Origin of the sequence: uncultured Mediterranea sp., assembly GCF_902493215.1 — a bacterium.
GTDB lineage: Bacteria > Bacteroidota > Bacteroidia > Bacteroidales > Bacteroidaceae > Bacteroides.
Window position 1 is genome coordinate 11,754 of record NZ_CABUOL010000008.1, and the last position, 19,882, is coordinate 31,635.

The 19,882-nt window shown below is 51.7% G+C and carries 11 protein-coding genes; all 11 read left to right on the forward strand.

What is annotated here, in order from left to right:
• The first annotated feature begins 132 nt into the window (after positions 1–132).
• The 11 genes from RDO88_RS06655 (at position 133) to RDO88_RS06705 (ending at position 19,838) form a co-directional block, all read left to right on the forward strand.
• Entirely contained in the window at positions 133–3,426 is a 3,294-nt protein-coding gene (locus RDO88_RS06655) for a DUF5107 domain-containing protein (protein WP_307758631.1), read from the forward strand.
• A complete protein-coding gene (locus RDO88_RS06660) occupies positions 3,423–6,230 on the forward strand; it encodes a glycoside hydrolase family 2 protein (RefSeq protein WP_374043914.1) in 2,808 nt (935 codons plus the stop codon). Before RDO88_RS06655 ends, RDO88_RS06660 begins: the two co-directional genes overlap by 4 nt.
• Before the next feature lie 14 nt (positions 6,231–6,244).
• Complete coding sequence (locus RDO88_RS06665; RefSeq protein ID WP_374043915.1) at positions 6,245–8,986, forward strand: glycoside hydrolase family 2 protein; 2,742 nt, start codon at positions 6,245–6,247, stop codon at positions 8,984–8,986.
• Positions 8,987–9,144: 158 nt separating this feature from the next.
• A complete protein-coding gene (locus tag RDO88_RS06670; protein ID WP_307758633.1) occupies positions 9,145–9,465 on the forward strand; it encodes a hypothetical protein in 321 nt (106 codons plus the stop codon).
• Position 9,466: 1 nt separating this feature from the next.
• Complete coding sequence (locus RDO88_RS06675) at positions 9,467–9,679, forward strand: sulfurtransferase TusA family protein (RefSeq protein WP_307758634.1); 213 nt, start codon at positions 9,467–9,469, stop codon at positions 9,677–9,679.
• Positions 9,680–9,761: 82 nt separating this feature from the next.
• Positions 9,762–11,606: a YgiQ family radical SAM protein gene (locus RDO88_RS06680; RefSeq protein ID WP_307758635.1), complete on the forward strand. Its 1,845-nt coding sequence runs from the start codon at positions 9,762–9,764 to the stop codon at positions 11,604–11,606.
• A 106-nt stretch (positions 11,607–11,712) separates the two neighbouring features.
• Positions 11,713–12,276, forward strand: coding sequence for a hypothetical protein (locus RDO88_RS06685; RefSeq protein WP_307758636.1), 564 nt, complete (start codon positions 11,713–11,715; stop codon positions 12,274–12,276).
• A 6-nt stretch (positions 12,277–12,282) separates the two neighbouring features.
• Positions 12,283–13,524, forward strand: a complete 1,242-nt coding sequence (locus tag RDO88_RS06690) for a DUF4105 domain-containing protein (RefSeq protein ID WP_307758637.1) — start codon at positions 12,283–12,285, stop codon at positions 13,522–13,524.
• A complete protein-coding gene (locus RDO88_RS06695) occupies positions 13,521–15,089 on the forward strand; it encodes an alkaline phosphatase family protein (protein WP_307758638.1) in 1,569 nt (522 codons plus the stop codon). The genes RDO88_RS06690 and RDO88_RS06695 overlap by 4 nt, the downstream gene beginning before the upstream one ends.
• 187 nt (positions 15,090–15,276) lie before the next feature.
• Positions 15,277–18,609 (forward strand): preprotein translocase subunit SecA, encoded by a 3,333-nt coding sequence (secA, locus tag RDO88_RS06700; RefSeq protein WP_307758639.1) that lies wholly within the window; start codon positions 15,277–15,279, stop codon positions 18,607–18,609.
• Positions 18,610–18,722: 113 nt separating this feature from the next.
• Positions 18,723–19,838 (forward strand): DUF6340 family protein, encoded by a 1,116-nt coding sequence (locus RDO88_RS06705; protein WP_307758640.1) that lies wholly within the window; start codon positions 18,723–18,725, stop codon positions 19,836–19,838.
• Positions 19,839–19,882: the final 44 nt, after the last annotated feature.

A 19,882-nucleotide genomic window follows, 5' to 3' on the forward strand; every position in this document is an offset into this window, starting at 1 on the left:
GATGCTTTATCAGGAGTAAAGCAACACTTTATTTCCGGTAAAGAAAAATAAAGCAATATCAATCTGAAAATTAAATACTTAACACATCACCTTCCGCTTATGGGAAGTGAACTAAAAACAACACATACAACTATGGTTAAAGCCTGGAAAGAACAAGTAACCATCCCTACTTACGAAGTGGGGAAACCCGAAAAGAGCCCGATGTTTCTGGAGAAACGTGTCTATCAGGGCAGCAGCGGTGTAGTCTATCCCTATCCGGTCATCGAGTCCATTGCCGACGAGAAGACCGACAAGACCTACAACGCCGTATTCATTGAGAACGAATACATCAAAGTCATGATTCTGCCCGAACTGGGCGGACGTGTACAGATGGCTTACGACAAGATAAAGCAACGCCACTTCATCTACTATAACCACGTCATCAAGCCTGCATTGGTAGGCTTGGCCGGTCCCTGGATTTCAGGCGGCATCGAGTTCAACTGGCCTCAACACCACCGCCCCAGCACCTATATGCCCGTTGACACCACCATCGAAGAGAATGCCGACGGCAGTGTCACGGTATGGGTCAGCGAGATGGAGCGCATGTTCCATCAGAAAGGTATGGCTGGTTTCACCCTTCGGCCGGGACATGCCTTCCTCGAAATCAAAGGCGTGCTCTATAACCGAACGGAAGTGCCGCAAACCTTCCTCTGGTGGGCCAATCCGGCCGTAGCCGTCAACGACTACTATCAAAGCGTCTTCCCACCCGATATCAACGCCGTGTTCGACCATGGCAAGCGGGCCGTCAGCAGCTTCCCCATCGCCACTGGTACCTATTACAAGATGGACTACTCGGCTGGCGTGGACATCTCGAACTACAAGAACATCAAGGTTCCTACGTCCTACATGGCTGTCAACTCGCGCTTCGACTTCGAGGGCGGTTACGAAAACGATACTCAGGCAGGCATGCTCCACGTAGCCAGCCATCACGTATCGCCAGGCAAAAAGCAGTGGACATGGGGCAACGGAGACTTCGGCCGTGCCTGGGACCGCAACCTCACCGACGAAGACGGCCCCTACATCGAACTCATGGCGGGCGTCTATACAGAAAACCAACCCGACTTCACCTGGTTGCAACCCTACGAGGAAAAGAGCTTCGTACAATACTTCCTGCCCTACCGCGAGCTGGGTATCGTAAAGAACGCCACCAAAGACCTCCTGCTGAACATCGATCCCGAAGGCGAGGGAAGCGTACGTTTCAAGCTGTTCGCCACCTCACGCCAAACGATCCATATCACTATGCGGAGCGATGAAGGACGCATCTACTATGACCGTAACGTAACAGTATGCCCCGAAGAGGTGCTCAACGAAGTGGTAGATGTCCAAGGCGAGGCTTTCAACAGACTGACCCTCGACATTACGGCTGGCGGACGTGACCTGTTGAACTGGCATGCCGAACCCGACGAGGTGAAACCCATCCCCGACGCGGCCGAAGCAGCCCTGCTCCCCGCCGAAATCAAGACAACAGAGCAGCTCTACCTCACCGGCCTGCACCTGGAGCAATATCGCCACGCCACCTACAACCCCGTGGACTATTACGAAGAAGCCTTGCGCCGCGACCCCATCGATGTACGGAACAATAACGCCCTGGGTCTGTGGTACATTCGCAAAGGCCGTTTCCAGAAGGCCGAACAATACCTGCTCACGGCCGTCAAGACCTTACAGAAACGCAATCCTAACCCCTACGACGGCGAGCCCTTATATAACCTGGGCCTTGCCTTGAAATATCAGGGACGTATCGACGAAGCCTACAACCGCTTCTACAAGTCGTGCTGGAACGCCGCCTGGCAGGATGCCGGTTACCTGGCCTGTGCACAAATCTCCACCTGGCAGAACCGTCTGGAGGATGCCCTCTACGAGATAGACCATTCCCTCATCCGCAACTGGCACAACCACAAGGCACGTGCTCTGAAAGCAACCATCCTACGCCGCAACGGCCAGCCTGAAGCTGCTCTGAAGCTCATCGAGGAATCATTGGCCATCGACGCCTTCAACTTCGGATGCCGTTACGAGCAGTATCTGCTCACACACGACGAACAAACGCTGCAGACCCTCAAGGAACTGATGCGTGGCGATGCCCACAACTACGACGAGATAGCCCTCGACTATTGTGCCGCCGGCTGTTGGGACGAAGCCATCTCCCTCTGGCAACTGGCCATCAGCCAACAGGCCGTCAGTCCCATGACCTATTATTACTTGGGCTGGTGCATGAAGCAGGGCGATAAGGAAGGTTATGCCGACGTCTTTGTACAAGCCTCACAGGCCTGTCCCGACTATTGCTTCCCCAACCGTCTGGAAGCCATCCTGGCCCTGCAATGCGCCATGGAAGTCAATCCGTCCGATGCCAAGGCTCCCTACTACCTGGGTAACCTGTACTACGACAAGCGCCAATACGACCTGGCCATCCAAGCCTGGGAGACGTCCGTACAGAAAGACGACACCTTCCCCATTGCCTGGCGTAACCTGGCTTTGGCCTACTTCAACAAACAACAAGACGAAGAGAAAGCCGTATCATGCATGGAACGTGCCTTCCGCCTCGACCCCACCGATGCCCGTATTCTGATGGAACTCGACCAGTTGTACAAGCGCCTGCACCGCCCGCACGGACAGCGTCTGGCCTTCCTGCAACAATATCCCGAACTGATAGCCCGCCGCGACGACCTTATCCTCGAGGAAGCCACCCTTCTGAACCAGACCGGCCGTTACGAAGAGGCCAAGCAAATCGTAGATGGCCACCACTTCCATCCTTGGGAAGGTGGTGAAGGCAAGGTTTCCGGCCAATACCAATTTGCCCGCATCGAACTGGCCAAACAAGCCTTGGCCGACGGTAAAGCCTCCGAAGCCATTCACCTGCTTGAGGAATGCCTTGTTTATCCGCATAATTTAGGCGAAGGGAAACTCTATGGTGCCCAAGAGAACGATTTCTACTATTTCATGGGGTGTGCCTACCAGTCCATAGGCAATCATGAAAAAGCGACCGAATGTTGGGAAAAGGCTACAAACGGCCCTACTGAACCTGCCGCTGCCCTCTACTACAACGACGCTAAGCCCGACAAGATATTCTATCAGGGCATGGCCTTGCTGAAGCTGGGACGAACCGATGAAGCCAAAGGCCGTTTCCATAAACTTGTATCCTATGGCGAGAAACATCTCTTCGACCAGGTACGTATGGACTACTTTGCCGTATCACTGCCCGACCTCCTTATCTGGGACGACAGTCTTGACACACGCAATACCGTCCATTGCAAGTATATGATGGCTTTGGGACACTGGGGACTTGGCAATCGCGACAAGGCCCTGCACTTACTGGACGAAACCGCCGCTTTGGATAATAATCATCAAGGTATTTATAGTACACAAACCATGATCAAACTCCAATTGTCATGAAAAAGTACCCTATTTTATTCCTATTAATATGCGTGTGCCTCTGTATGTCCGTTCATGCTCAGGTAATGGACTTGTCAGGAACATGGCGTTTTGCCATCGACCGTAACGACCAAGGTATATCGGCCCAATGGTATCTCCGTGCACTGGACGACTACGTCCAGTTGCCGGGATCCATGATTACCAACGGGAAAGGCGACCCTATCGATCTGAACACCCCATGGACAGGCAGCTTTAACGACCAGACCTTCTTCAAGTTGGACCGTTATGCCCCCTACCGCACCCACGAAAACTTCAAGATTCCCTACTGGCTGCAACCCGACAATTATTATTCGGGTATAGCCTGGTACCAGCGCGACATCGAAATACCTAAGTCGTGGAAGAAAAAAAGCATCCACCTCTTCTTCGAACGTTGCCATTGGGAAAGCCGTGTATGGATAGACGGGCAGGAAGTAGGCATGCAAAATGCCTTGAGCGCTCCGCAACAATATGATTTGACAGACTACCTCACCCCTGGCAAACACACTCTCTCCGTGCGTGTGGACAATGCTGTACGTGCCATCGATCCGGGTGAAAATTCCCATTCCATCTCCGACCACACACAAGGCAACTGGAACGGTATTGTCGGCGCCATGTATCTGGAAGCCAAGGGTAGTTCCTACTATAAACAGCTGCACGTCTTCCCACAGATTGAAAAAGGCAGCCTGACAGTAAAAGCCAACGTATGCAACACAACCGACAAACGCCGCAAAGTAAGTCTGACACTCAGTTTGCAAGGAAAAGAGAGTACGCAATCCTTTACCCTGCAACCGGGTGAAAACCAGTTGCAGGTAACTCTTGCTCTTCCCAAAGACGTAAAGACTTGGGACGAATTCAATCCCAATCTCTATACGCTGACCTGTTCCCTCCGAAGCGGTAAAGAAGAGTTGGACAATCGTAATGTCACCTTCGGTTGCCGTACGTGGCGTGTAAACAACGGCCGACTCTATCTTAATGGTACTCTCGTGTTCCTGCGAGGCACCCTCCATTGTGCATCCTTCCCCTTGACCGGCTATCCCGCCACCGACAAGGAAGAATGGATGCGTGAACTTCGCATCTGCAAGCAATATGGTATCAACCACATCCGTTTCCATTCCTGGTGTCCGCCCGAAGCAGCCTTCCAGGCAGCCGACGAACTGGGCATGTATTACATGATTGAATGTTCTTCCTGGGCCAACCAGTCAACGACCATCGGCGATGGCAAACCCATCGACGAGTTCATACGCCAGGAAGCCGAACGCATTGTCAACGCCTACGGTAACCATCCGTCCTTCTGTATGATGGCTTATGGTAATGAGCCTGCCGGAAAGCATTCCAACGACTACCTGACCCGCTTTGTCAGTGACTGGAAGGAACGTGATTCCCGCCGCCTCTATACTTCGGCTGCCGGTTGGCCCAACCTGCCTGTCAATGATTTCCTCAGCGACGCCACTCCACGTATCCAGCAATGGGGAGCCGGCTTGAAAAGCATCATCAATTCAAAAGCCCCCTCCACAACCTACGATTGGCGCAACTACACCCAAAAATTCAAGCAACCATTCATCAGCCATGAAATAGGCCAATGGTGTGTATACCCCAACTTCCAGGAAATGAAGAAATATACGGGAGTATACCAAGCGCGCAACTTCGAAATCTTCCAAGAAAGTCTGAAGGAAAACGGCCTCATCCAACTGGCCGACAGTTTCCTGCTCGCATCGGGCAAACTGCAGACGCTCTGCTACAAGGCTGACATTGAAGCTGCATTACGCACACCAGACTTCGGAGGTTTCCAACTGCTTGGCCTGAACGACTTCCCCGGCCAAGGAACTGCGCTCGTAGGTACACTCGATGTGTTCTGGGAAGGGAAAGGTTATGTCACAGCCGAAGAATACAGCCGTTTCTGCAACAGCCTCGTGCCGTTGGCACGTATTCCCAAACTGGTGCTCGAAAATAACGAGACTTTTACTGCCGCTGTCGAAGTGGCCAATTTCTATCGGCCCCTCACCCAGCCCAAAGCCAACTGTACGATTCGTGACTCTTCCGGCCACACCTTGAACCAAGGAAATTTCAATGTAACCCGTCTGGACATTGGCAATTGCCTGCCACTAGGAAACATATCATTCAATCTGAGCAATACCCACAAAGCCTGTCAGCTGAAACTGGAAGTCACCGTAGACGGACACAGCAACGACTGGGATTTCTGGGTCTATCCATCGCAGAAGCAAGTATGGGATGAAGCTTTGCTATTGACAGACACCCTTGACCAGAAAGCCATTGACTGCCTGCAAGCCGGAGGTAAGGTACTGCTTTCACTCAAAAAGGGTTCACTGAACAAAACGATGGGAGGTGAAGTTGCCGTAGGATTTTCCAGTATCTTCTGGAATACAGCTTGGACCAATGGACAAGCTCCTCACACCTTAGGCATCTTATGCAATCCCTCACATCCGGCTCTCCGCGACTTCCCTACCGACTACTATAGCAACTATCAGTGGTGGGATGCCATGAGCCATTCAGATGCTATTCACCTCAGCAAGTTGTCGAAGGACATCCAGCCGCTGGTGCGTGTCATCGACGACTGGGTTACCAACCGCTCGTTGGGTTTGCTCTTTGAAGTGAAGGTAGGTAACGGTAAACTGCTCGTCTCGGGCATCGATTTTCATCAAAATATGGACAATCGGCCGGCTGCCCGCCAATTGCTTTACAGCCTGAAACAATATATGAAGAGCGAATGTTTCAACCCTGTTGTAGAAATGTCGCCATCCAATCTCGAAAGACTATTTACTAAATGAATATCATTAAACCAATGAAGAAAACAATATTAACTCTCGCTTTGCTGTCCTGCATGCAACTGACTACAGCCCAACAGACGAGTATAGACTTATCCGGTATCTGGCGTTTCCAGACAGACCTGATGGGATTCGGAAAAACTCCAGGTTCCCAGCTGTTCTTAAGCAAACTGCCCGAATCGATTCTACTGCCAGGTACCACAGATGAAGGAGGAAAAGGATTGGCCAATACAGCCCGTCACGTAGACCGGCTTACCCGTAAATTTGAATACTGCGGGCAAGCCTGGTATCAACGTGAAGTCGTTATACCCGAATCCTGGAAAGACAAAGAAATCACATTGTTTCTGGAACGTTGCCATTGGGAAACCACTGTATATGTAGACGGCAAGCAAGCCGGAATCGAAGAACATCTGATTACCCCCAACCGCTTTACATTGACCCAACAACTGACGCCCGGCGTACATATATTGACTATTTGTGTGGACAACCGGCTGAAATACCCCATGGACCAATGGAACCACGGTACCAGCGAATATACGCAAACCAATTGGAATGGTATAACCGGAAGAATCGAACTGATAGCAAGAGAAAAGACTTATATCCATTCGCTGAAGCCATTTCCTGACATCGACCATCATTCGGTACAACTGGACATGGAGCTGAGGAACCTGACAGACAGTGTTTCGAAAGGTAAACTCACCCTTATGCTACAGGATGAAACGGGAAAACAAGTTTCCCGTCTGGAAACCGATGTTACCTTGGAAAAAGGCAGTAACCGGCTGGAGCATGTCCTGCAAATAGGAAAAGACATGAAGCTTTGGAATGAATTCAATCCCTATCTGTATCGGGTGACAGCGACATTATCGGTAGGAGACCGCTTGGACACACTATCCACACGGTTCGGTATGCGGCAGGTAGAACAAGGAGAACACCACATCCGCCTCAACCATCGGAATATACACTTACGCGGAACATTGGAATGTTGTGTGTTCCCGCTGACCGGTTATCCTCCGACAGAAGTAACTGAGTGGAAACGCATCTTCCGTATTGTAAAAGAGTATGGTATGAACCACGTACGTTTCCATTCCTGGTGCCCGCCCAAAGCCGCATTCGAAGCGGCAGACGAAACAGGTATCTACCTGCAGGCCGAGTTGCCGATGTGGATAAAGGACGTTGGCAAATATCCCGAACGCCGTGAGTTCTTCGAAAAGGAAATGATTGCGATGCTCGACGAATATGGTAATCATCCGTCGTTCCTCCTGATGTGTAACGGAAATGAGAATGAAGGTGATTTCAGCGTACTGGAAGACCTGATCCAGAAAGGACAAAAGTACGACAACCGCCATCTGTATTCAGCTTCAACCGCCCGTACCCACACAGCATCCGACCAATATTACACCTCACACGTCACCTCCAAAGGATGGATTACCGTCTACGATGGAAAACCCTCTACAGATTGGGACAGAAGCAAAGAGTCGGATATAGACTGCCCTGTCATAGCTCATGAGACCGGCCAACGCTGCATGTATCCCAACTTCCAGGAAATCAAGAAATATACAGGAGTCTTGTCACCACGCAATTTTGAGGTATTCCAGGAAAGACTGGCACGCAACGGCATGCTTCATCAAGCCGACGACTTCTTCCACGCCACCGGTGCACACACCATCCTACAATATAAAGAGGTGAACGAAGCCCTGCTCCGTACACCCAATTCCGGCGGATTCCAGTTGTTGGGACTGACTGATTTTCCGGGCCAGGGCAGTGCTTTTGTCGGAGTGCTCGACGCTTTCTGGGAAAGCAAGGGACTGGTCACTCCCGAGAAATACCGCGAGTCCTGCGCACCGACCGTACTGCTGGCACGTATCCCCAAACGCACTTACCTGAACAACGAAGCCTTTACCGCCCAAATGGAAATCTATCATTACGGTGAAAATCCGTTGAAGCGCGGACAGCTGGAATGGTATGTAGAAGACGAACAGGGGACAACGTTCAAAAAAGGACGGATTGCCACACCTGCCATCCAATGTGCCACCCTCGATTCGTTGGGCCTCATCCGTATTGAACTGAACGGCATTGAGGAAGCCCGAAAGATGACTCTGCACACGACCCTGAACGGTACCTATCACAACGAATGGGATTTTTGGGTGTATCCGAGTACTATGACGCAACCGGCCACAGACTATCTGTATGCTACCCAATACGACAACCGGGTAAAGGAAGCATTGGAAAGAGGCAAGAACGTGCTGCTGATTCCTCAAAAAGTAAACGGACGGAAGGCCAAGTTTACAGGTCATTTCTGGAATCCCATCATGTTCAACTGGGACCCGATGATTGTAGGTACACTGATCCAAGAAGAGCATCCCTGCTTCAATAGCTTCCCGACTTCCAGTTACGCCGACTGGCAGTGGTGGGATGTACTGAACCATGCAACCGCCATGGAACTGGAAGGCATGCCGTCCGTTACTCCCGTCATCCAACCGATAGACACGTATGAACACAACCGCAAGTTGGGCATCGCTTTCGAAGCACAGGTAGGTAAGGGATGCCTGTTTGTCCTTTCCGTCAACTGTACCGAAAAGACTGAGAATCTGCCCGCCATGCGCCAGTTGCTATACTCTGTCCGCAATTATGTCGCATCACCCGAATTCCGTCCGGAAACCCGACTGGAGTTCTACCAATTGGACCAGCTCTTCCTGACATCTGAACAAAAGGGAAAAGCGACCAACAGCGAAGCAGTACAGCAATTGCTCAACAAATAGACCTGAAACGCTGAAAAATCATAGCTGGAACAGTCCGTTCTGACAAAGATGACCAAGAAAAAATAAAAAAACTGGGAGCTTTTGTATCTACTGTGTCACGAAAAGTTTATCTTTGCTGCACAAGATACATAAAACATAACCCTTAAAACTAAAAAGACATGTACACTATACAAGCCAACCCCAGTGGTACACGCAGTATCCAAGTATCGGACGAGAACCTGACAACCATCCAAAAGTACGGACTGTTCCAGCATCTTATTGACAGCAACGGTATCGTGGACGAAACGGTACTCGACAAACTGAAACTGAACATCCGTTCGCTTATCGCCGCCCAGGTAGAAGACAGCAAAGACCTGCTCGACCTCTGCATCGACGTTATCTATCACAACAACATGAAAGCCTTCGGACTGCAGCAGCTCATACGCCTCTATCTGGAGTGGTTGCCTGCCCACCCGCTGGAAGAAGAAGAGGAAGACTGACATGAAGACCATCAATACCTGCGGTTCCCTGCCCTACAGCCCGCTCATCCCCGCCATCAAAGCCTTGTGTGAGGCACAATCGGGTGAATCACTGGAAATCATCATGGACCATGCCGAAGCCTTCAAAGACCTGAAAGAGTATCTGGCTGAGCAAGGTATCGGCTTCCGTGAGATTTACGAAGGAGAGCGTATGACGGTTCAGTTTACGAAATGATACTTTCCCTCCGACATTTCCATCACCCTTAAAGTCAAGTACAAACTTTGCACATTGCTTGGTTTGCACTATCTTTGTGCCCATGAAAGAATACAGACTGACAGACTGGTTGCCCACAACCAAGAAAGAAGTGGAACTTCGCGGGTGGGAAGAATTGGACGTGATTATCTTCAGCGGTGATGCCTACGTGGACCATCCCTCGTTCGGAGCCGCCGTCATCGGACGCATCCTCGAAGCCGAAGGACTGCGGGTGGCCATTGTACCCCAGCCCAACTGGCGTGACGACCTGCGCGACTTCAAGAAACTGGGCCGTCCGCGTCTGTTCTTCGGCGTATCGGCCGGCTGCATGGACTCGATGGTCAACAAATATACGGCCAACAAGCGCTTGCGCAGCGATGATGCCTATACGCCCGACGCACGACCCGACATGCGTCCGGAATATCCCTCCATTGTCTATACCCAAATCCTGAAACGGCTCTACCCCGACGTTCCCGTCTTTTTGGGCGGTATCGAGGCCAGTATGCGCCGCCTCACCCACTACGACTACTGGCAGGACCGCGTTCGTCCCAGCATTCTGTGCGACAGCGGGGCCGACCTGCTCATCTATGGAATGGGCGAAAAACCGATAGTCGAACTGGTACGTCGCATGCAGCAGGGATTGCCACTGGACGATATCCCCCAAATTGCCTACCTCACCCGTGAAGTCCATCCTCAGGAAGGTGACATCACCCTTTACTCCCACGAAGAATGCCTGGGAGACAAGAAGAAGGAGGCCGCCAACTTCCGTCACATCGAGGAAGAGAGCAACAAATATGCCGCTTCGCGCATCCTGCAAACGGTAGGGCGGCAAACGGTTGTCGTCAATCCACCCTATCCGCCCCTCACCACCGAGGAGCTGGACCATTCATTCGACCTGCCCTACACGCGCCTGCCCCATCCCAAATACAAGGGCAAGCGCATCCCGGCCTACGACATGATCAAGCACTCCATCAACATCCATCGCGGCTGTTTCGGCGGTTGTGCATTCTGTACCATCTCCGCCCATCAGGGGAAATTCATCGTGAGCCGAAGCAAGGAAAGCATTCTGCGCGAAGTAAAAGCCGTCATGGAACTGCCCGACTTCAAAGGTTATCTGAGCGACTTGGGCGGCCCAAGTGCCAACATGTACCGCATGCAGGGCGCGAACTTCGAACTGTGCAAGAAATGCAAACGCCCCTCGTGCATCCACCCGCGCATCTGCCCCAACCTGAACACCGACCATCGCCCCCTGCTCGACATCTATCATGCCGTAGACGCCCTGCCGGGCATCAAGAAGTCGTTCATCGGCAGCGGTGTGCGCTACGACCTGCTGCTCCACGAGAGCAAGGACCCCAAGGTGAATCAAAGTACCCGCGAATATACCCGCGAGCTTATCACCCGCCACGTCAGCGGCCGCCTCAAGGTGGCCCCCGAACATACCAGCGACCGTGTGCTGAACGTAATGCGCAAACCACCGTTCGCCCAGTTCGAAACATTCAAGCAGATATTCGACCGCATCAACCGCGAAGAAGGCCTGCGGCAGCAGCTCATCCCCTACTTTATATCCAGTCATCCCGGCTGCCACGAAGAAGACATGGCCGAACTGGCCGTCATCACCAAGCGCCTCGACTTCCATCTGGAGCAGGTACAGGACTTTACGCCCACCCCTATGACTGTCTCCACCGAAGCGTGGTACACGGGCTTCCATCCGTATACGCTCGAACCCGTGTTCAGCGCCAAGACGCAGCGCGAAAAGCTGGCCCAACGGCAGTTCTTCTTTTGGTACAAACCCGAAGAACGACGCAACATCGTCAACGAGCTGCACCGTCTCGGACGCACGGACCTGATAGACAAACTGTATGGCGGCAGCAGGCAACAGCCCCAAAGACCACCTTTCCGAAAGAAATGAAGTCCTTCCCCGCCAGCCGCTTCATTCCGCTTTCCGATGTAGCAAAATGACACTTTGATTTCCAAACGGCCTGAGATTCGCTTCTTTCGGAGCGAAGTCGGGGCCGATGGAAAAGGACGAAGGCGAAACCATCTTTCAAGCTCACACACAGACAGATAGCAAAATCCTTACAAACAAACCAGACGAAACTGGAGCCTTAAAAGCCGCATTTTGGCACGGAAAACAGAGAGAAATCGGCAAAAACAGGCCTTTTCTGTACAAAATCCGGCACTTTTTCCATCTTTTCAGGCATTGGAACCCGTTTTTTCAAGCAATCTTTTGCCAGGAAACATACAATGTTTTCACCCCAAACAAACAATGTAACGACAGAAAACATACATCCTGCCCGCCAAATACCCACTTTCCCGCGGGTTGGGACATTCATTCCAGGCTTCTGCCCGCCCCGTTTATCTTTTCCGAGAAAAGCCAGTGTCAGCACCAAATCGCAAATCCCATCATTTTGTCAGCAGAAACAAACAAAGCAAAACAAAGTGTCCCGACGCCCCAACAAGCGTATCCCGACGATTCCTCCCTACACGCCCGGCCAGATTTTCAGCGAATGCCAACAATTTTCGAAACAAATGTAGGACTTTCGGGCACCAAACATTATCTTTGCGCCGCAAATCATTGAAAAGACATGCAACGGACTCTATATTCCTATATTATATGCATCACGGCCTTCGTGTGCAGTCTTGCCTGCCCCCGCCTGCTGGCGGCAGAGGTACAGCCTGCGCCCGAAGACGACGGTATCCGCCTCAGCCTGCTGACCTGCGGGCCGGGAACGGACATCTACGCCCTCTTCGGACATACGGCCCTCCGCTACGAAGACCGTCGGAAGGGCATCGACGCCGTGTTCAACTACGGCCTGTTCAGCTTCGACACGCCTAACTTCGTCCTGCGCTTCACGCTGGGCGAAACGTATTACCAGCTGGGAGCCACGAACTACAAATATTTTCTGTCCGAGTATCAGATGACCAACCGCGACGTGTGGCAGCAGACACTGAACCTCAGCCACAAAGAAAAACAACGGCTGATAGCCCTGCTGGAAGAGAACTACCGCCCGGAGAACCGTGTCTACCTCTACAACTTCTTCCACGACAACTGCGCTACCCGCCCGCGCGACCTGGTGGAACGGGCTGTAGAAGACCGACTGCACTATGCCGACGACATGACAACGACCGACACCGGCCGCAGCTTCCGCGACATCGTTCACGAATGTTGCCAGGGACATCCGTGGTCGAAGCTGGGCATAGACCTCTGCCTGGGCAGCGAAGCCGACCGACCCATCAGCCGGCATCAGATGATGTTCGCTCCCCTCTACCTGAAAGACTTCTTTGCCACCGCCACGCTGGCCGACTCTACAGGCACATACAGCATTCCGCTGGTAAGCGATACCGAGCAAGTGGTCAGCGCTTCTGCCGAAAACGAAGAAGACTCCCTTCTGATTCCCGGCCCGATGACCTGTGCCCTGCTGTTACTGGCCGTAATCATTGTGGCCACATGGTATGGACTCCGTAAAGGGAAAAGTCTGTGGGGAATCGACCTCGCCCTTTTCCTCGCGGCCGGATTGGGCGGATGTATCCTGGCTTTCCTGTCCTTCTTCTCGCAACACCCCGCCGTAGGTTCCAACTATGTGCTCTTTGTACTCCATCCGTTGCACCTTTTCTGCCTGCCTTGCATGCTGAGAAAGGTCATCCGGAAACAAAAGAGCTACTATATGATGGCCAATCTGGCCGTTTTAACACTATTTATAGTGCTTTGGGCGATAATTCCGCAAAAAATCAATTTAGCTGTATTACCTTTGGCACTGTGTTTGCTGGTACGTTCGGCAGGCAACCTGATATTGTCACATAAACAAGCTACGAAACAGAAGAAATGAAAAAAGGACTGATAACCTCCATATTGATGCTGACCATCGGCGGCATGCAGGCCCAACCGCTGCCCGCCACACCCAAGCTGGTTGTAACGCTGACCATCGACCAGCTGCGCACCGACTATCTGGAGGCGTTCTCGTCCCTCTACGGCGAAAAAGGCTTCAAGCGGCTGATGCGTGAAGGGAAAGTATTCCTGCAGGCAGAGATGCCGTTCAACAAGCCCGACCGCGCGTCGGCCACGGCCACCATCTTCACCGGCTGCTCTCCTGCCACCCACGGCATCATTGCAGGCAAATGGATGGACGTATCCACCCTGACGCCACGCAGCTGTGTGGACGACCCCAACTACATGGGCAACTATACCAACCAAAGCAGTTCGCCCGCCCATCTGCTGACCTCCACCATCGCCGACGAACTGAAAATCGCCACTCGTAACCAGGCTAAAGTCTACGCCATCGCCCCCAACCGCGACGCCGCCATCCTGAGTGCCGGACACGCAGGCGACGGCGCTTTCTGGATCAACAAGACCAACGGCAAGTGGTGTGGAAGTACCTATTACCAGGAATTCCCCGAATGGCTTAACCAATACAATGACTCCTGCTCGGTAGATTTTCGCATCAAAGACATCGTCTGGACGCCCGTAAAGCCGATGGGCGACTACAAATACCTGTCCGACTGGCGTACCGAGCCGTTCAAATACATCTTTGAGACCGAACGCGAGAACAAATTCTACCGACTGTCCGCCAGCCCCTTCATCAACGACGAAGTGAACCTGCTCACCGCCCAGCTGCTGAAAAAGAGCGGCTTAGGGCAGGACAATACTACCGACCTGCTGGCCCTGACCTACTATGCAGGCAACTACAACCACCGCAGCACACGCGAATGTGCCATGGAGATGCAGGACACCTACGTCAGACTGGACAGAAGCATCGCCACGCTGCTCGACCTCATCGACAAAAGAGTCGGTTTACAGAACACCATCCTGTGCATTGCGTCTACCGGCTATGCCGACCCCGACCCTGCCGATACCGGTATCTACCGTATCCCCGGAGGAGAGTTCCATCTGAACCGTTGTGCCACGCTGCTCAACATGTATCTGATGGCGACCTACGGATCAGGGCAATACGTCGAGGCATTCTATGACCAACAAATTTATCTCAATCATAAACTACTGGAAGACAAGCAGCTCGACCTGACTGAAATACTCGAGAAATCGGCAACGTTTCTGGTTCAGTTCAGCGGAGTGGACAAAGTCTACTCTTCGCAACGGCTGCTGCTCGGCTCCTGGTCACCACAAATCGACCGCGTACGCAACGGTTACCACCGCAAACGCTCGGGCGACCTGCTCATCGAGGTTCTGCCCGGATGGACCATCGTCCAGGAAAACAGCACCGACAGCCGGGCTGTCCGGGCTGCCGAAATACCGGCTCCGCTGATACTTATCGGAGGAGGTATCAAGGCCGAAACCATCCGGACCGCCGTCAGTGCCGACCGCATTGCCCCTACACTGAGCAATGTGATGCGCATACGTGCCCCCAACGGCTGTACCGCTTCTCCGCTCAACCTCTGATTTTTCATGACAAAGGGTTCCGCATGTCCCCATTTTCCTCACTTCAGTCCGCCATGGCCTGCAGGAATGGGCAGATTGACGGAAAAAACTCGGCAGAACGCTGTGTGCTCTGTTGCGAAATGCTTACCTTTGCAGAGGCAAAATATCTATCAATCAAACAGAATAATAATAAAAAAACAATTATAAAATGGGATTCAATGAATTTTTAAGCTCGATTTTCGGCAATAAATCCACCCGTGACATGAAGGAAATACAACCATGGGTAGACAAGGTGAAAGCCGTTTATCCCGAAATCGACAGTCTGGACAACGATGCCTTGCGTGCCAAAACAGAAGAGCTGAAGGCATACATCCGCAACTCCGCAGCCTCGCAACGTGCCAAAGTGGACGAGCTGAAGGCTACAGTAGAAAACACGGAACTGGAAAAGCGTGAAGAACTCTTTGCCCAGATAGACAAAATCGAAAAGGAAATACTGGAGATTTACGAAAAAGCACTCGACGATGTGTTACCCGCTGCCTTTGCCATTGTCAAGTCAACGGCACGCCGTTTCACGGAGAACGAAGAAATCACCGTAACGGCCAATGACTTCGACCGCCAGCTGGCTGCTACCAAGGACTTTGTCCGCATCGAAGGCGACAAGGCCATCTACAAAAACCATTGGATGGCAGGCGGTAATGAAATTACCTGGAACATGGTACACTACGACGTACAGCTCTTCGGTGGTGTCGTATTGCACAAAGGCAAGATTGCCGAAATGGCAACCGGTGAAGGTAAGACCCTCGTGGCTACCCTCCCCGTATTCCTCAACGCCCTGACCGGTAACGGTGTACACGTCGTAACCGTGAACGACTACCTGTCCAAGCGTGACTCCGAGTGGATGGGACCGCTCTACATGTTCCACGGCCTGAGCGTAGACTGCATCGACAAGCACCAGCCTAACTCCGATGCCCGCCGCCGTGCCTACCTGGCCGACATCACATTCGGTACCAACAATGAATTTGGTTTCGACTACCTGCGTGACAACATGGCCATCAGCCCGAGAGATCTCGTACAACGCCAGCACAACTACGCCATCGTCGATGAGGTGGACTCCGTATTGATTGACGATGCCCGTACCCCGTTGATTATTTCCGGTCCGGTACCCAAAGGGGATGACCAGCTGTTCGAACAGCTCCGCCCGCTGGTAGAAAGACTGGTAGAAGCCCAGAAGCGACTGGCCACCCAATACTTGGCCGATGCCAAACGCCTCATCGCCTCCAGCGACAAGAAAGAACAGGAAGAAGGTTTCCTGGCTCTCTACCGCAGCCACAAGGCCCTGCCCAAGAACAAACCGCTCATCAAGTTCCTGAGCGAACAGGGCGTCAAAGCCGGCATGCTGAAGACCGAGGAAATCTACATGGAGCAGAACAACAAGCGCATGCACGAAGTTACCGACCCGCTCTACTTCGTCATCGACGAGAAACTGAACAGCGTCGACCTGACCGATAAGGGTGTAGACCTTATCAGCGGCAATTCGGCCGACCCTACTCTCTTCGTATTGCCAGACATTACTGCCCAGCTCTCCGAACTTGAAAATGAAAAGGACCTGAGCGAAGAAGAACGTCTGGCCAAGAAGGATGCCCTGCTCACCAACTATGCCATCAAGTCGGAACGTGTACATACCATCAACCAGCTGTTGAAAGCCTACACCATGTTCGAAAAGGACGACGAATATGTCGTGATAGACGGACAGGTGAAGATTGTGGATGAGCAGACCGGCCGTATCATGGAAGGCCGCCGCTATTCCGACGGTCTGCACCAGGCTATCGAAGCCAAGGAAGGTGTGAAGGTAGAAGCAGCCACACAGACATTCGCAACCATCACCTTGCAGAACTACTTCCGTATGTACCACAAGCTTTCGGGTATGACCGGTACAGCCGAAACGGAAGCAGGTGAATTCTGGGATATCTATAAACTGGATGTAGTAGTCATCCCGACCAACCGCCCCATTGCCCGTAAGGACATGAACGACCGCGTTTACAAGACAAAACGCGAGAAATACAAAGCCGTTATCGAGGAAATCGAAGCGATGGTCAACGCCGGACGCCCTGTACTGGTAGGTACAACGTCGGTCGAAATCTCGGAAATGCTGAGCAAGATGTTGACTATGCGTAAGATTCCCCACAACGTATTGAACGCCAAGCTGCACCAGAAGGAAGCCGAAATCGTGGCACAAGCCGGTCAGAGCAGTACGGTGACCATTGCCACCAATATGGCCGGTCGTGGTACCGATATCAAGCTGAGTCCGGAAGTGAAGGCCGCAGGCGGTCTGGCCATCATCGGTACAGAGCGTCACGAGTCCCGTCGTGTAGACCGCCAGTTGCGTGGTCGTGCCGGCCGTCAGGGTGACCCGGGTTCTTCCGTATTCTTCGTATCACTGGAAGACGACCTGATGCGTCTGTTCTCGTCCGACCGAATTGCCGGCGTGATGGACAAACTGGGCTTCAAGGAAGGTGAGATGATCGAACACAGCATGATTTCCAAATCTATCGAACGCGCCCAGAAGAAAGTGGAAGAAAACAACTTCGGTATCCGTAAGCGTCTGTTGGAATACGATGACGTAATGAACAAACAACGTACCGTAGTCTATACTAAGCGTCGCCATGCCTTGATGGGCGAACGTATCGGTATGGATATCGTCAATATGATTTGGGACCGTTGCGCCAATGCTGTAGAAGCTCCCGACTACGAAAACTGCAAAATGGACATGCTGCAGACACTGGCTATGGAAGTTCCCTTCAGCGAGGAAGAATTCAAAGAAGTCAAGAAGGAGAAACTGGCAGAGAAAGCATTCGATGCTGCTATGGAACTCTTCAAGCGCAAGACCGAACGTATGGCACAGATTGCCTATCCGGTCATCAAGCAAGTATATGAAAACCAAGGTCACATGTATGAGAATATTCTCATCCCCATCACCGACGGTAAGCGAATGTATAACATCTCCTGTAACCTGAAAGCTGCGTACGAAAGCGAATGTAAGGAGGTTGTAAAATCATTTGAGAAGAGTATCCTGCTGCACGTCATCGACGAAGCCTGGAAGGAAAACCTCCGTGAACTGGATGACCTGAAGCATTCCGTACAGAACGCCAGCTACGAACAGAAAGACCCGTTGTTGATTTACAAGCTGGAGTCTGTCAACCTGTTCGACGCGATGGTTGACAAGATTAACAACCAGACCATCTCCATCCTGATGCGTGGCCAGATACCTGTACAGGAAGCTCCGGCCGAAAGCCAGCAGCAGGCCCCCCAGCGCAACGTAGAAGTACGTCAGGCTGCCCCTGAGCAACGTCAGGATATGAGTCGTTATCGTGAACAAAAGGTTGATTTGAACGATCCCAACCAACAGGCAGCTGCAGCAAGAGATACGCGTGAGCAGCCCCGTCGTGAACCGATACGCGCCGAAAAGACGGTAGGCCGTAACGATCCCTGTCCTTGTGGTAGCGGAAAGAAATACAAGAATTGCCATGGGCGTGACTTATAAATAAAAGGATACCCCCTTTAACAAAAAGCCTCGAACGGTTAAAAAACGTTCGAGGCTTTCGTTTTTTCTGCGAAAAGAGTATTTTTGTTCAAACTTAACTAAAAGACATGTATATGAAGAAAAGTCTCCTTTATACACTGATTATAGCAGGTATCCTATGTCTGACAGCTTGTCAATCCATCGAACAAGTGTCAATAGACTACATGTTGCCAGCCGAAATTACATTTCCGAACGAACTGAAACGGGTGGCCATTGTCAACAATATGCCTGAAACACCGGAAAACAAACTTATTGCCAGTGACAAGAAAACAGGCAAAAGTTCCACGGAACTGGCGCGCCGTACCGATTATTACAATGGTGAAGCCAAACTGACTACCGAATCGATGGCACAAGCTATCGCCGACGAAAACTATTTTGACCTGGTAGTTATCTGTGACTCTGCCCTGAGAAGCCACGACATTACTCCGCGCGAAAGTACCCTTTCGCAAAGTGAAGTACAACAATTGACCCAGGAGTTGGGAGTAGATTTTCTCATTGCTTTGGAAAATGTCCAACTGAGCAGCCTGCGCAAAGTCAGCTACATGCCCGGTTGGAACTTATATTATGGTACTGTAGATGCCAAAGTCTACCCGACCTTAAAAGTCTACTTGCCCAACCGCTCTGCTCCTATGGCAACCGTCAATTGTACGGACAGCATCTTTTGGGAAGCTACCGGAGACAGCCAGACACAAATATTTACCCAACTGGTTCCAGAAAAGGAACTGATAGAACAAGCCTCCAGTTTTGCAGGTATCGCACCAGTCAAGTATCTGGTTCCCCACTGGCAGACGGCCAACCGCTATCTCTTTAAAGGAGGGTCGGTCAACATGCGAGATGCAGACGTTTGCGTCAAGGAAAAGGACTGGGCAGGAGCCATCGAACTTTGGAAAAAAGAGTATGAACGCCAAAAAGGAAAACAGAAAATGTATGCAGCCTGCAACATTGCCTTTGGATATGAAATACAGGACAGTCTTGACCTTGCTTACGATTGGGCAGTGAAAGCACGCGAGATAGCCCAAAGTATGGCAAAGGACGTGGCCAAAGAGATAAAAGATGCAGCAGAAGGTATCTACACAAGCGAGATATCATACTACATCATGACCAATTCGTATGTCAATGAACTGAAAACCCGGAAAGATGGTCTGGTACGCCTCAATGCCCAAATGAAAAGAAATAATGCGGATTTTTAAGGAAAATGTATCAAGGTTACCATTTTTTTCCTACCTTTGAAAGA